General features: G+C 62.4%; 13 protein-coding genes. 9 read left to right on the plus strand and 4 right to left on the minus strand.

The genetic code is table 11. The features are described from left to right. Positions 1-30 precede the first annotated feature (30 nt). From kdpF to KW841_RS21520, 6 genes are all read left to right on the plus strand, one after another. On the plus strand, positions 31-120 hold the full coding sequence (gene kdpF, locus KW841_RS21495) for a K(+)-transporting ATPase subunit F (protein WP_007899818.1): 90 nt from the start codon (positions 31-33) through the stop codon (positions 118-120). Between the two features lie 8 nt (positions 121-128). Continuing rightward, on the plus strand, positions 129-1,823 hold the full coding sequence (gene kdpA, locus KW841_RS21500; protein WP_218479676.1) for a potassium-transporting ATPase subunit KdpA: 1,695 nt from the start codon (positions 129-131) through the stop codon (positions 1,821-1,823). A gap of 11 nt (positions 1,824-1,834) precedes the next feature. Further along, positions 1,835-3,892: a potassium-transporting ATPase subunit KdpB gene (gene kdpB / locus KW841_RS21505; protein WP_218479677.1), complete on the plus strand. Its 2,058-nt coding sequence runs from the start codon at positions 1,835-1,837 to the stop codon at positions 3,890-3,892. A gap of 142 nt (positions 3,893-4,034) precedes the next feature. Further along, the gene (kdpC, locus tag KW841_RS21510) at positions 4,035-4,580 is read left to right on the plus strand and encodes a potassium-transporting ATPase subunit KdpC (protein ID WP_218479678.1); all 546 of its coding nucleotides are present in this window, start codon (positions 4,035-4,037) and stop codon (positions 4,578-4,580) included. A gap of 131 nt (positions 4,581-4,711) precedes the next feature. Beyond that, complete coding sequence (locus KW841_RS21515) at positions 4,712-7,363, plus strand: sensor histidine kinase KdpD (protein WP_218479679.1); 2,652 nt, start codon at positions 4,712-4,714, stop codon at positions 7,361-7,363. A gap of 48 nt (positions 7,364-7,411) precedes the next feature. Beyond that, a complete protein-coding gene (locus KW841_RS21520) occupies positions 7,412-8,101 on the plus strand; it encodes a response regulator (protein ID WP_218479680.1) in 690 nt (229 codons plus the stop codon). A 143-nt stretch (positions 8,102-8,244) separates the two neighbouring features. On the opposite strand, the gene KW841_RS21525 is transcribed toward KW841_RS21520, so the two are convergent. After that, complete coding sequence (locus tag KW841_RS21525; protein ID WP_007973589.1) at positions 8,245-9,282, minus strand: patatin-like phospholipase family protein; 1,038 nt, start codon at positions 9,280-9,282, stop codon at positions 8,245-8,247. Positions 9,283-9,503: 221 nt separating this feature from the next. Between KW841_RS21525 and KW841_RS21530 the strand changes: the two genes are divergently transcribed. From KW841_RS21530 to KW841_RS21540, 3 genes are all read left to right on the plus strand, one after another. Next, on the plus strand, positions 9,504-9,782 hold the full coding sequence (locus tag KW841_RS21530) for a hypothetical protein (RefSeq protein ID WP_007973587.1): 279 nt from the start codon (positions 9,504-9,506) through the stop codon (positions 9,780-9,782). A gap of 128 nt (positions 9,783-9,910) precedes the next feature. Next, positions 9,911-10,669: a CHAD domain-containing protein gene (locus tag KW841_RS21535; RefSeq protein WP_218479681.1), complete on the plus strand. Its 759-nt coding sequence runs from the start codon at positions 9,911-9,913 to the stop codon at positions 10,667-10,669. Positions 10,670-10,903: 234 nt separating this feature from the next. After that, entirely contained in the window at positions 10,904-11,701 is a 798-nt protein-coding gene (locus tag KW841_RS21540) for an acyl-CoA thioesterase II (RefSeq protein ID WP_007973583.1), read from the plus strand. Here the strand turns inward: KW841_RS21540 and KW841_RS21545 are convergent, their stop codons facing one another. The 3 genes from KW841_RS21545 to KW841_RS21555 form a co-directional block, all read right to left on the minus strand. Then, complete coding sequence (locus tag KW841_RS21545; protein ID WP_007973582.1) at positions 11,702-12,067, minus strand: Mpo1-like protein; 366 nt, start codon at positions 12,065-12,067, stop codon at positions 11,702-11,704. It abuts the gene before it with no gap. A gap of 221 nt (positions 12,068-12,288) precedes the next feature. After that, complete coding sequence (locus tag KW841_RS21550) at positions 12,289-13,770, minus strand: methyl-accepting chemotaxis protein (protein ID WP_218479682.1); 1,482 nt, start codon at positions 13,768-13,770, stop codon at positions 12,289-12,291. Positions 13,771-13,960: 190 nt separating this feature from the next. After that, positions 13,961-14,776 (minus strand): TatD family hydrolase, encoded by an 816-nt coding sequence (locus KW841_RS21555; protein WP_218479683.1) that lies wholly within the window; start codon positions 14,774-14,776, stop codon positions 13,961-13,963. Between the last annotated feature and the right edge of the window lie 193 nt (positions 14,777-14,969).

Here is a 14,969-nt window from a genome sequence, read left to right on the forward strand (position 1 = left end):
CGGCAATACGCCGTAATACGGAGAACTTCCATGAGCGTTCTGGACGGGGTGTCACTGCTGTTGGCAGTGGGGCTGTTCATTTATCTGTTGGTTGCGCTGTTGCGCGCGGACCGGAACTAGGAGCGGCTATGCACAGTTATGACTATTGGCTGATCCTAGGGTTTTTCGCCCTGGTATTGGTCCCGGCGCCGTTTCTCGGGCGCTTCTACTACAAGGTAATGGAAGGGCAGCGCACGTGGCTGTTGCCGCTCCTCGGCCCGGTCGAACGCGGTTGCTATCGCCTGGCGGGCGTCGATCCGCACGCCGAACAGAGCTGGCAGAAGTACGCGCTGGCCTTGCTCGCCTTCAACCTTGCGGGTTTCCTGCTGCTGTTCGCGATCCTGTTGTTCCAGGACCATTTGCCGCTGAACCCGCAAAACCTGCCGGGCCAGGAGTGGACGCTGGCGTTCAACACCGCCGTCAGTTTCATGACCAACACCAACTGGCAGGCTTACAGCGGCGAAGCGTCCCTGAGCTACTTGAGCCAGATGGCCGGCCTCACCGTGCAGAACTTCGTCAGCGCCGCCACTGGCCTGGCCGTACTGGTTGCGCTGTGCCGCGGTATCGGGCGCAAATCCACTGCATCGCTGGGCAATTTCTGGGTCGACATGACCCGCGCCACCCTCTACGGCCTGCTGCCGCTGTGCCTGCTGCTGGCGCTGTATCTGGTCTGGCAGGGCGTGCCACAAACCTTCGCGCAGTACGTGAATGCGGTGACGGTGCAAGGCGTCGACCAGGTCATTCCACTGGGCCCGGCTGCCAGCCAGATTGCGATCAAGCAATTGGGTACCAACGGTGGCGGCTTCTTCGGCGTCAACTCGGCGCATCCGTTCGAGAACCCGACGGCCTGGAGCAACCTGTTCGAAGTGGCCTCGATCATCCTGATCCCGGTGGCGCTGGTGTTCACCTTCGGCCACTACGTGAAGGACTTGCGTCAGAGTCGCGCGATCATCGCCTGCATGCTGGCGCTGTTCCTGATCGGCGGCGCGACCTCGCTATGGGCTGAATACCAGCCGAACCCGACCCTGAACAACGTAGCCGTCGAGCAGACTGCGCCGCTGGAAGGCAAGGAGGCGCGTTTCGGCACTACCGCCACGGTGCTCTGGTCGGTAACCACCACGGCGGCGTCCAACGGTTCGGTCAACGGCATGCACGACAGCCTCAATCCGCTGAGCGGCATGGTCGCGCTGGTCAACATGATGGTTGGCGAGGTGATCTTCGGCGGTGTCGGTGCCGGGCTCTACGGCATGTTGCTCAACGTGCTGATCGCGGTGTTCCTCGCCGGCCTGATGATCGGTCGTACGCCGGAGTACCTCGGCAAGAAGCTACAAGCCAGGGAAGTGCAATTGCTGGTGCTGACCCTGATGGTCATGCCGATTGGCGTATTGGTGCTCGGCGCGATTGCCGCCAGCCTGCCAGGCCCGGTGGCCTCGGTGAGCAATCCCGGCGCCCACGGTTTCAGTCAGTTGCTCTACGCCTACACCTCGGCCAGTGCCAACAACGGTTCGGCGTTCGCTGGCTTCGGTGCCAACACGCCGTTTCACAACCTGATGCTGGGCCTGGGCATGTTGATTGGTCGCTTCGGTTACATCCTCCCGGTTCTGGCCCTGGCCGGCAGCCTGGCGATGAAGAAAACCGCACCGATTGGCCAGAACAGCTTCCCGACCCACGGCCCCCTGTTCGTGACCTTGCTGACCGTGACCATTTTGCTGGTGGGCGGCCTGACATTCCTGCCGACCCTGGCGCTGGGCCCGATTGCTGAACATCTGAGCATGGCCTTCTGAGGAAGTTGAAGATGAATATGCCCGTATCCAAAACCGTCGCCGTCAAGGCGCCGGAGCAACCGAAAACCGCGATCTCGGCCCTGTGGCGCCCGGCACTGGTGCAAGCCTTCGTCAAGCTCGACCCGCGGCAATTGCAACGTGCGCCAGTGATGCTGGTGGTCGAACTGACCGCGATCCTGACCACCGTGCTGTGCTTCATTCCCGATACGGCCGTACCGACCTTCGTCGCCGCGCAAATTGCCGTGTGGCTGTGGTTCACCGTGTTGTTCGCCAACTTCGCCGAAGCTTTGGCCGAAGGTCGTGGCAAGGCCCGCGCCGACAGCCTCAAGGCCGGTAGCGAAGGCCTCAGCGCCCGGCGTAAAACCAGCAATGGCACATTCCAGGTGGTGCCGGCCACCAGTCTGCGCAAGGGCGATGTGGTGCGTGTCGAAGCCGGGGAGATGATCCCCGGAGACGGCGAAGTGCTCGAAGGCATCGCAGCGGTCAACGAAGCGGCGATTACCGGTGAGTCGGCACCGGTGATTCGCGAGTCCGGCGGCGACCGCTCGGCCGTCACCGGCAATACGCGGCTGGTGTCCGACTGGCTGCTGGTGAAGATCACCACCAACCCTGGCGAGTCGACCCTGGACCGCATGATCGCCCTGGTCGAAGGCGCCAAACGCCAGAAAACCCCGAACGAAGTGGCGCTCGACATCCTGCTGATCGGCCTGACCCTGATCTTCCTGCTGGTGGTCGTCACCCTGCAACCGTTCGCCCACTTCGCAAACGGCAGCTTGCCGCTGGTGTTCCTGGTGGCGCTGTTGGTCACCTTGATTCCGACTACCATCGGCGGCCTGTTGTCGGCCATCGGTATCGCCGGCATGGATCGTCTGGTGCGCCTGAACGTGATCGCCAAGTCCGGTCGTGCGGTGGAAGCGGCGGGGGACGTGCACGTCCTGCTGCTGGACAAGACCGGCACCATCACCTTCGGTAATCGTCGTTGCTCGGCGGTGTATGCCGCGCCAGGCGTGACAGGCAAGGAATTGGCCGAAGGCGCGTTGCTGGCGTCGCTGGCCGACGACACCGCTGAAGGCAAGTCGATCGTCGAGTACCTGCGTGGCACTCATCCGCAACCGGAACCGTCCGCCGACCTGCTGACAGCCGTGCCCTTCAGTGCCGAAACCCGCTTGTCCGGTGTCGACTATCAAGGGCGTGTGTACCGCAAGGGAGCGGTGGATTCATTGCTGGCCTTCGTCGGCCTGAAACGTGCTGACCTGGCACCGGCCCTGTCCCGCGAAATCGACAAGATCGCGCAAAGCGGCGGCACCCCCTTGCTAGTCTGCGCCGACGGCAAGTTGCTCGGCGCGATCCACCTCAAGGACGTGGTCAAGCCCGGTATCCGCGAGCGTTTTGCCGAGTTGCGCAAGCTTGGCATTCGCACGGTCATGGTCACCGGCGACAACCCGTTGACTGCAGCCGCCATCGCCGCTGAGGCCGGTGTGGACGATGTGCTGGCGGAAGCCACGCCGGAGAAAAAACTGGCGCGCATTCGTCACGAGCAAAACGACGGTCGCCTGGTCGCCATGTGCGGCGACGGCGCCAACGATGCCCCGGCACTGGCCCAGGCGGACGTCGGCATGGCGATGAACGACGGCACGCAAGCGGCACGTGAAGCGGCCAACATGGTCGACCTCGACAGCGACCCGACCAAGTTGCTGGACGTGGTGCAGATCGGCAAGGAATTGCTGGTCACCCGCGGTGCGCTGACGACCTTTTCCATCGCCAACGACGTGGCCAAGTACTTCGCGATCCTGCCGGCGCTGTTCGCCGCGATCTACCCGCAACTGGGCGTGCTCAACGTGATGCACCTGAGCAGTCCGCAGAGCGCGATTCTGTCGGCGATCGTTTTCAACGCGCTGATCATCGTGGTGCTGATTCCCCTGGCATTGCGCGGTGTGCGCGTGCAGGCGGCGAGTGCGGCGGCGCTGTTGCGACGCAATCTGCTGATCTATGGCCTGGGCGGGATCCTGGTGCCGTTCGTGGGCATCAAGGCGATCGACATGCTGTTGACGGCGTTGCATCTGGTTTGACCTGCGCGGGGTGCCAGATGCACCGCCTTCGCGAGCAGGCTCGCTCCCACATTTGAAATGCTTTCGCCCTGTGGGAGCGAGCCTGCTCGCGAAGAATGCGACACGGTCCAATTGATTGAATTACGAATTCGAGGATTTTGAAATGTCCACATTGATACGCCCGGCCCTGAGCCTGCTGGTCCTGATGACGCTGATCACCGGCGTCGCCTATCCCCTGGTGGTCACAGGCGTGGCCCAGGTCGCCTTCCCGGACCAGGCCAATGGCAGCCTGGTGCGCGATGCCGATGGCAAGGTCCGCGGTTCCTCGCTGATTGCCCAGGATTTCGTCGGCGACGCCTGGTTCCACCCGCGTCCTTCGGCCGGTGCCTTTGCCACCGTATCGAGCAGCGCCAGCAACCTGTCGCCGAGCAACCCGGCCTTGGCCACGCGGGTGATCGACGAAGCCGGCAAGCTGCTGGTGCCCGGCCAGGGACCGGTGCCGTTGGCGCTGATCACGACGTCGGGCAGCGGTCTCGATCCGCACTTGCCACCGGCGGCGATTGCCTATCAACTGGCGCGTGTCGCGGCGGCGCGCAATCTGCCGGTCGCGTCACTGCAACAGCTGCTGGACGCGCACATCGAGCAGCCATTGGTAGGCCCGCCGGTGGTGAATGTGCTTGAGTTGAATCTGGCGCTGGAAAAGCTTTAGGTCCGTGGTGCTGCCATTCGCGAGCAAGCCCGCTCCCACAATTGGAATGCGTACTCCTGTGGGAGCGGGCTTGCTCGCGAAGACGGTTTGACAATCACTACATCAACATCTGAAAGACGAGAACTCCAAGCATGAGCAACTCCGGCCGCGCCGACGCGCTGTTAGCAGACCTGCCCCGCGATGGCCGTGGCCGGCTCAAGGTATTTCTCGGCGCCGCGCCTGGAGTCGGCAAGACCTACGCCATGCTCCAGGCGGCCCACACCCAACTGCGTCAAGGCGTGAAGGTCATTGCCGGCGTCGTCGAAACCCACGGCCGCGCCGAAACCGAAGTACTGCTCAGCGGCTTGCCGCAGCAGCCGTTGGTGCGCTCGGAATACCGTGGTGTGTTGCTCGAGGAAATGGACCTGGACGGTCTGCTCCTCGCCAAACCGAAGCTGGTGCTGGTCGACGAACTGGCGCACACCAACGCACCCGGCAGCCGTCACGAAAAACGCTGGCAGGACATTCAGGAGCTGCTCGCCGCCGGCATTGATGTCTACACAACGGTCAACGTCCAGCACCTGGAAAGCCTCAACGATCAGGTGCGTGGCATCACCGGCGTGCAGGTCCGTGAAACCCTGCCGGACTGGGTGCTGCAAGAGGCCTACGAACTGCTGCTGATCGACTTGCCGCCACGGGAACTGCTCGAGCGCCTGCGCGACGGCAAGGTCTATGTGCCGGAGCAGGCGCGGGCGGCCATCGACGCGTTCTTTTCCCAGACCAACCTGACAGCCCTGCGCGAACTGGCGATGCAAACCGCAGCGGCTCAGGTCGATAACGATCTGGCCCTGGGCTATCGCCAACTCGGACAAGCGGCGCCAGCGGTGCGCGGGCGTTTGCTGGTAGGGGTGGACGGCGATGCCCAGGCCGAGCGTCTGGTACGGCATGCCAGTCGCGTGGCCCAACGGCGGCACCTGCCCTGGAGCCTGGTGCACGTGGACAACGGTCGCGTGCGTGACGAGCAGTCACGCCTGCGCCTGCAGAGCGCCCAGCAACTGGCCGAACGCCTGGGCGGTGAAGTGGTGTTGCTGCGCGCCGGTGAGGTGGCGAAAACCCTGATCCAGCATGCCGCCGAACGTCGCGCCAGCCTGGTGCTGGTCGGCCAGTCCCGGCCGAGATTGCGCCGACGCCTGTTCGGTGGCGGGTTGGCGGCGCGACTGCTGCGCAATGCGCGCGGACTGGAAATCAACGTTCTCGATAGCGATCACGAACAGCATCAACCCCATCAGCGGTCGATGGGGGCACTGGTCTGGTTCGACTACGCGCTGGCCGTGGTCGCGACGGTTCTGGCCAGCGCCCTGGCCTGGGCGGTGGCGAGTGTCCTGCCACTGCCCAATATTTCACTGGTGTTCCTCGCCGCGGTGCTGCTGGTGGCGGTGCGCAGCAGTCTCGGGCCGGCGCTGGCCTGTGCGGCGCTGTCGTTCCTGACCTATGACTTCCTGTTCATTCCACCGACTTTCTCTTTCAGCATCCAGCGCGAAGAAGACGTACTGACCTTGCTGTTTTTCCTGCTGATGGCAGCCCTCACCGGCAACCTCGCGGCGCGCCAGCGCAGGCAATTGCAGGCACTGCGCGATACCCAGGAAGAGACCACTGAATTGCTCGACCTGTCACGCAAACTGACGGCCGCCACCGACCGCCAGGCCGTGGTCAGTGCGGCCGCCCAGCACCTCAACGGTTGGAGCGACGTGCAACTGTGTCTGCTCAATCGCGACGGGCAGAGCGGCTGGAAAGTCGAAACCGGTGGCCCGCTGGAGTTCACCGAAGCTGAGCGCGCCGCCGCCGATTGGGCCTGGCAGCACGATCAACCGGCAGGTGCGGGCACCGGCACCTTGCCGTTCGGCCGCTGGTGGTGGTGGCCGTTATCGGTCGAGGACGGCCCGCTCGCGCTGCTTGGCGTGTGCGCCAAGGAAGGCCAGACCCTGAGCGGTCAGCGCCGTCGTTTGTTGACCGCGCTGAGCCAGCCGCTGGCCCAGGCGCTGGCCCGGGCGCAACTGGCCGATGATCTGGAAGCGGCGCGGCTGCACGGTGAAACCGAGCAGTTGCGCAGCGCCTTGCTGGCTTCGGTGTCCCACGATTTGCGCACACCCTTGACGTCCATGCGCGGCAGTATCGATAGCCTGCTGGCCCTGGGGGAAGCGATCCCGCTGGAGGACCGGCGTGAACTGCTCGAAGGCACCCGCGATGAAGCCGAGCGCCTTGATCGTTATATCCAGAATCTGCTCGACATGACCCGCCTCGGCCACGGAGCCCTGAAGCTGGCGCGGGACTGGGTGTCACCGGCCGATATCGTCGGCAGTGCGCTCAATCGCCTGCGCGCAGTCCTTGCGCCGCTGCAAGTCAGCACCGACGTGCCGGCCGAGTTACCGCTGTTGTATGTGCACGCCGCGCTGATCGAACAGGCATTGGTCAACGTGCTGGAAAACGCCGCGCGCTTTTCGCCGCCCCACGGGCGTTTGCAATTGCGCGCCGGGGCAGACGGCAGTGAGCTGTTTTTTTCGGTCAGCGATGAGGGCCCGGGGATTCCGGAGGAGGATCGGGCGAAGATTTTCGACATGTTCTACACCGCAGCGCGGGGGGATCGTGGCGGACAAGGCACCGGACTGGGGTTGGCGATCTGTCAGGGCATGGTCGGTGCCCATGGCGGGCGCATCAGCGTCGCCGACGGCATCGAGGGGCGCGGCACCTGCATCACGTTGCACCTGCCGCTACAGGCTCAGCCGGGATACGAGAGTGAAGCCTGATCCTGCTTGCGCTACTCTCTTGCCACTTCTTTGTATTGATGTGAACTCATGAGCCAGACCGCGACCATCCTGGTCATCGACGACGAACCGCAGATCCGCAAATTCCTGCGCATCAGCCTCGTTTCCCAAGGCTACAAAGTGCTGGAGGCCGGCACGGGCAGTGAAGGACTGGCCCAGGCTGCATTGAACAAACCGGACTTGCTGGTGCTCGATCTCGGCTTGCCGGACATGGACGGCCAACAGGTATTGCGCGATTTTCGCGAGTGGTCGACGGTGCCGGTGCTGGTGCTCTCCGTGCGCGCCGGTGAAGGGCAGAAAGTCGAGGCCCTGGATGGCGGCGCCAATGACTACGTGACCAAGCCGTTCGGCATCCAGGAATTCCTGGCGCGGATTCGTGCGTTGCTGCGCCAGGCGCCTGTGGGCGAAGCCCAGCCAGCGGCGCTGAACTTCGGTCCTTTGACGGTTGACCTGGCGTATCGCCGGGTGTTGCTCGAAGGTATCGAAGTCGCCTTGACTCGCAAGGAATACGCCGTGCTGGCGCAACTGGCGCGGCATCCCGGGCGGGTGATCACCCAGCAGCAATTGCTCAAGGACATCTGGGGGCCGACGCACACCGAAGACACTCACTACCTGCGCATCGTGGTCGGGCACTTGCGCCAGAAACTGGCGGATGACCCGACCCAGCCAAGATTCATCGTGACCGAGGCAGGGGTGGGGTATCGGTTATTGAGTGAGTAGTTTTGAAATTTTGTGGTGACTGATCTGGCGCTTTCGCGAGCAAGCCCGCTCCCACATGGGATTTTGTGTACACCAAAGATTCACTGTGGGAGCGGGCTTGCTCGCGAAGAGGGCATTACATTCAATCGAGAACTTCCAGGCTTTCAGTTCTGCTCATTCTCATACCGATCCAGCGTATCCCGCGCAATTTCCCGTCCCAGCGCGATCAGCTCCGGCGCCTTGTAGAACTCGAAAAACCGGCATACGCGCTTGGGCACGTTGATCAGGATGTCCGGTGGATACCCGGCAATCTTGTACTGCGCCAGCGACGTCTGCATCACCTCGAAACTCTGGTTGATCAAGTCGAGCAAGGACGCCGGTCCGACGTTGTCGATGATGAACGAACCGGTGGCGGAGCGGGGCGCGCCACTGGCTTCCGGAGCAGCAGCGGGTTGCTGTGCTTCGGGCTCGGCGGACTCGATCCACGGGTTGAAATCCGCCCCTTCGGCTTTCAACGCTTCCTGCTCCAGGATCAACAATTGTTCCGCCTGTTTACGCCGGAACGGCAACTTCGAGCCGACTGAACTCATCAGGTTGTCGAAGCGGGTCTTGAACGCGGCGGGGCGCTGGATCACCGGCAATTGGTAGTGGCGTTGGTTGGTGGAGTTGAGGTTGACCGCGATGATCAGGTCGCAATGGCTCGACACCACGGGCACGATCGGCAGCGGGTTGAGAATGCCGCCATCGACCAGCATGCGGTTGCCCTGCATCACCGGGGTGAACAGACTGGGAATCGCTGCCGAGGCGCGCATCGCCTGGTGCAGGCAACCTTCCTGGAACCAGATTTCCTGCTGGTTGGTCAGGTCGGCGGCAACGGCGGTATAGGGGATGCGCAAGTCTTCGATGTTGATCTCGCCGACGATCTTGCGAATCTGCCCGAACACTTTCTCGCCACGAATCGCCCCCAGACGAAAACTGACGTCCACCAGGCGCAACACGTCGAGGTAGTCCAGGCTCTCGATCCAGTCGCGGTATTCATTGAGTTTGCCGGCGGCGTAGATCCCGCCCACCACCGCGCCCATGGAGCAACCGGCGATACAGGCAATGTCATAGCCGCGCCGTTCGATCTCTTCAATGACCCCAATATGTGCGTAACCCCGGGCTCCACCCGAGCCCAATACCAGTGCGACACGCTTTTTCATGAATCGCCCTCGTTTGAATGCTTCAACAATGCACCCATCGAGGGGCATGCTTCAATCGTCATGGTCGTTCGAGGGGGCAAGAGCGTCGTATTTTCGACACTCCATGGCGGCACAGGGTTGTTCGCGTCAGCGCTATAGTTCGCACAGCGGACCAACGGCACTTTTCAGCTGCCACACCGTCTTATCTGCATGACTGTTGACCTATTTTTGAGGAGTAAGTGATGAAAGCCTGGATCTGCGTGCCATTGATTGCCTTGGCGCTCGCCGGTTGTGCCGGCAAAACCGCCTACCGCGACAGTTGCGGAAGTAACCTGGATGCGGCATGGCATGAACTGGACCTGGCCAAAGCCGAAGGTTTCGCCGGGACCGTCAGCTACTCCAAGGCCCTGTCGCTGTTAACCGCGGCCAAGACCCAGCAGCAATTCGAAGGGTTCGAAGGCTGCACCAGGAAAGCCGAGAAGGCCCGCTTCTATATTCGTGAGTCGCGCGCGGGGCGTTGAAAACTCTGCTAGTCCTGTAGGAGCCGGCTTGCCGGCGATAGGCCGTTGAACATTATGCGACCTGATGTCGCCATCGCTGGCAAGCCAGCTCCTACAGATGTATGGCGTTGTTTACGGAGTAAACCCCCATGATCGATCGGCTGGTGGCTCATGTCCTGAGCCTGGAAGTTCGTCTGCTGGCCTGTCAGGCCCGCTTGAAAGAGCGCACCGACCCTGAAGCTTTACACGATCTGCGCACCACCATGCGTCGGTTACGCAGCCTGTTGCGACCCTTGCAAGGTTTACCCGGTGTCGAACAACTGGAAGCGGCTGCTTCACGGGTGGGCGATCTGACCACGCCGTTGCGTGATCGCGAAGTGCTGGCGGCTTACCTGCTTCAGTACGGTCAACCCCAAGCTGCACAGTGGCGCATGGCGCAAATGGCCGAAGCCTATCCGGCCGTGGCGGCCAGTCCCGAGCTCGCGCGGTTGCTGATCGTCCTCGATGCGTTCCCGCGTTTTCTGCGCGCTGCCCAGCGCCAGGGATTGCTCAAGGGCCTGCGCAAGCACATCGAAAAACGCCTGGGCAAACAGTGGAAAAAACTCGACGAAGCACTGCACGACCCGGCCCACGACCGTCATCGGCTACGCCTGCTGATCAAGCGCGTACGCTATGGCATCGACGCTTACCCCGAGCTGGACCGTTTGCCGAAAGCGGCCATGCCCCGATTGAAATCGGCCCAGGGCGCGCTGGGTGACTGGCACGATTGCGTGCAATGGCTGGCCATGGCTGAGCAGGAAGCGGATTTGCAGCCCTGTGTCGCGGTCTGGACAACCACCATGGCCGAGGCAGAAAGCCGTGCGGACCGTGTGCTGGAAAAGCTCAGTCGCGATTGCTTCAAATCCTGAGATCACCACCGAACAAATGTGGGAGCGGGCTTGCTCGCGAAAAGGCCATCAGCCCGGACATTGTTGGTGACTGACAAACCGTCTTCGCGAGCAAGCCCGCTCCCACAGGGGTTTTATGTTCGACGTGAAACCTGCGCGACTTATCTGTCAGTCAATTTGTCCGGAATAGGCGATGTATCCATCTCGCCGGCTGGTTAAGATCCCTTCATCTTTTTCCGATCCCTGAGGTTTTTCATGCGTTTTTCCGAACTGCTTGACGCTGTCCGTAGCCAGCCGCTGGAGCTGTCCATTCCGGCCTCCTGGGGCCAGGGGCGCGCCAGTTTCGGTGGCGTGGTGGCGGCTTTGCAGTACGAAGCCATGCGTGCCCGGGTGCCAGCGGATCGCCCGGTGCGCTCATTGGCGATCACCTTTGTCGGCCCGGTCGAGCCCGAGGTTCCAGTCAGCTTTGAAGTCGACGTTTTGCGCGAAGGCAAGGCAGTCAGCCAGGTGTTGGGCCGGGTGATGCAAAAGGGGCAGGTGGTGACGTTGATCCAGGGGAGCTTCGGCGCTTCACGTCCTTCGGTGGTGGCCGTGGCCGCTGAACCGGCACCTGAAATGAAGCACTGGGACGAGTGCCAGGAATTGCCTTTTGTCGAAGGCGTCATCCCTGAGTTCATGCGGCACCTGGCGATGCGCTGGAGTGTTGGCGGGCTGCCGTTCAGTGGTAGCACATCGCGGCAAATGGGTGGTTGGGTGCGCCTGCGCGGCGATGTCAAGGAAGAGGCCATCAGCGAGGCGCATATCCTCGCACTGGTGGACGCCTGGCCGCCGGCCCTGATGCCGTTTTTGAAGAAGCCGGCGATGGGCAGCACGCTGACCTGGACCATCGAGTTCGTGCAACCGCTGCTGGAATTGACCACCCTGGACTGGTGCAAATACCTCGTCGAGACCGAGCATGCCGCGGATGGTTACGGGCACGCCGCCGCGAAAATGTGGAGCGCCGATGGCCGGTTGATCGCCATGAGCCGGCAGACGGTGACGGTGTTCGCCTGATCAGTGACGACGGTGGCGCTCACGCCAGGCGCGCCACCAGCCACCGCTGAGGAAGAACCGCGGAAAGGTCAGAAACTGCTCGACCAACAGGCGCGATATTGCATCCTTGCGGTCACTGAACGGCTCGGCGGCTTGCGTCTCCATGCTGTGGCCGTGGCGTTGCAGCGCCAGCGCCGCAATCACGCCGATCACGCCAATGGCGATGTTGGCCAGGCTCAGGCTGAAGACCCCGGATACGATCAGCAGAAATGCCACGATGAACAGCGGCACCGCGATCAGGTGCAACACCAGATTGGTCGGGTGCTGATGATTGTTCGGGTACGCTCGCCATTGCCAGGCGGGAAGGTTGGGGTGACGTTTGCCCATGATGCTGATCCTCGATCCATGTTGAACACATGTAATGAAGAATAGGCCCGGTCAATGCCGGCGGCGAATCAAGGCTGGCTATTGGCTTGATAGGAGCCATGACTGGAAAAGAGGGTGCCAGTTCTGACGCCTTCGCGAGCGAGCCCGCTCCCACATTTTGAGCGTATTCCTATGAAAGAATGCGGTTACCTGTGGGAGCGGGCTTGCTCGCGAAAGGGCCCTCAGAGTTTGAGCTGACCTATCGCCTTGCTCAACTCTCCGGCCAGCGCCGCCAGCTCATTGCTGGTAGTCGCCGAAGACACCGTCTGCTGCACCGTGTTTTCAGTCACGTCACGGATGCTCACCACCGCCCGGTTCATCTCTTCCGCCACCTGGCTCTGTTGCTCGGCCGCCACGGCGATCTGCGTGTTGCTTTCACGCATCTGTGCCACTGCGCCGGTGATTTCGGCCAGGGCCGCGCCGGCTTCTTGCGCTTGTCGTACGCAGTCGTCGGCCTTGAACGAGCTCTCTTGCATGAAATCCACGGCGTCCCGCGTCCCGGCCTGCAACGCCGAGACCATGATCGTGATTTCATCCGTGGAGGTTTGCACGCGTTTGGCCAGGTTACGTACTTCATCGGCGACTACCGCAAAGCCGCGCCCCATCTCGCCGGCCCGGGCCGCTTCGATGGCGGCGTTGAGCGCCAGCAGGTTGGTCTGTTCGGCGATGCTGTGAATCACGTTGACCACGCCGTTGATCTTCTGGCTGTCCTCAGCCAGGCGTTGAATCATCTCGGCGGTCTGCTGCACGCCGGTGGACAGCCCGGCAATCGAGCGCTGCACCCGCGTCACCACTTCCTGCCCACTACCGGCCAGGGTATCGGCCGATTGCGAAAGGTCACGGGTGGCACCCGCGTGCTGGGCGATGTGATAGACCGTGGCGGTCATTTCGTTGATCGCCGTGGCGGCCTGGTCGGTTTCGCTTTGCTGACCGAGCATGCCGTGGCGCACTTCATTCATGCTCGCCGCCAGCCGTGCAGCGCCGGTGTCCAGTTGCCGGGCGGTGCTGGCGACGGTGTTGACCACCCGTTGATAACCGGCCTGCATGGCGTTGAAGGCGTTGGCCATCTGCCCGACTTCGTCGCTGCAAGCCAATGGCACGCGGGTCGACAGGTCGCCGGTTTTCTCCACGTGCAACATGACGTCTTTCAGTGTGTTGAGCTGGCTGAGCAGGAAACGGATCAACAACTGCGATGCACCGAGCATGGCCAGCATCAGGATGAACACCGCCACCGCGTAGTTAGCGAAACGCTCGTTGAACACCTGGCTCAGGCTTGGACCGTGGGCGATCACGGCGACCCGCTGCCCGTCGGCGCGTGCGAATACTTCGGCGCCCATCAATGGGTTGTCACCGAACAACGGCATTGAGCTGATCTCGACCCAGCCATTGGCGTCGGCCAGTTCTTGCACGGGGCGCTCATTGAGCATGGGGGCTTGCCCGCGGCTGAACGCCAGCAGGTTGTCGGCGTGGGGCAGCGGTTGCCCGGCGGGCCAGGCTTCGAGCAATCGCGCCTGGGCCTGGGCCGAAGCCTGGGACGCGTGACTGCGGGCCTGCTGTTCAAGCTGCACCGCGTACAGCACCAACAACAGGGTGGTGACGAACGCGACGGCGTTGACCGCCCAGAATTTGTATTTCAACGAGATATTGCTAAGCCAGGCACCCATGGAGGTCTTCTCTGATAGCGGAAACAGTTTTGGCAAGGTGCCAGCATTGTGCCGCTACTCAGGTGGCTGGTTCTTGATGCAGATCAATTTCGAACCTGTGGGAGCGAGCTTGCTCGCGATTGCGGTTTGTCAGTCACATCCGTACCGAATGTGTTGCCGCCATCGCGAGCAAGCTCGCTCCCACAGGGATTTATGGTGAACAGGAGATCAATGGCAGGCCATAAAACGCGCGTGCACAGGCTGTGGTGTGTGCCGCCAGATCCTCCTGGCTTTCCCCGCGATGCAGTGCCACTTCGCGCAATACTTCGGTCAGGTACGCCGGCTCGTTTCGCCCGTTTTTCGGCTTGGGGCGCAGGCTGCGCGGCAGCAGGTACGGCGCATCGCTTTCGAGCATCAGGCGTCCGCGCTTGATCTCCTTGACCAGCGGATGCAAATGCGTGCCCCGGCGTTCGTCGCAGATCCAGCCGGTAATGCCAATGTGCAGGTCGAGATCGAGGTAGCTGAACAGTGCCTTCTGTTCCCCGGTGAAGCAGTGCACCACCGCGGCCGGCAATTGGTCGCGGAAGTCGCGCAGGATCTCCAGCAAACGCTGGCTGGCGTCACGTTCGTGCAGAAAAACCGGCAGCTGCAATTCGACGGCCAAGGCCAGATGTTCTTCGAGGACCTTTTCCTGCTGCGGGCGCGGCGAGAAATCACGATTGAAATCCAGCCCGCACTCACCCACGGCTACGACATTCGGCTCCTTGAGCAAGCTGCGCAGACGGCGGGCGCTGTCGGCGTTCCAGTCGCTGGCGCAGTGAGGATGAATACCGGCGGTGGCGAACAGGCGCTGATTGCTTGCGTCCAGTTGCCGGCACAGCTCAAGGGCCTGTTCGCTGCCCTCGACACTGGTGCCCGTCAGCACCAATTGGCACACGCCGGCCGCGTAGGCGCGGTCGAGTACGGCCTGGTGTTTGTCGGCAAAACTGGCGTTGGTCAGGTTGACGCCGATATCGATGAGTTGCATGGTGCTACCTCGGCCCAAAGGCCGGAAAGCATATCAGAGCCGTGGATTTATAAGAAAAGCCAAGAACTACAACGGGTTAACGCTGTCTCTTGAGCCGCGGGCCTGGCTGGGTTGGTAGTTTTGCCATCATTGTGCCAGTCTTTCGCGCGTTGTCAGCGCCCTGGGCGCCCTGTTTTTGTCGCCGCGCTACATT

Source organism: Pseudomonas sp. PDM28 (genome assembly GCF_019219115.1).
Classification (GTDB): domain Bacteria; phylum Pseudomonadota; class Gammaproteobacteria; order Pseudomonadales; family Pseudomonadaceae; genus Aquipseudomonas; species Aquipseudomonas laurylsulfatiphila.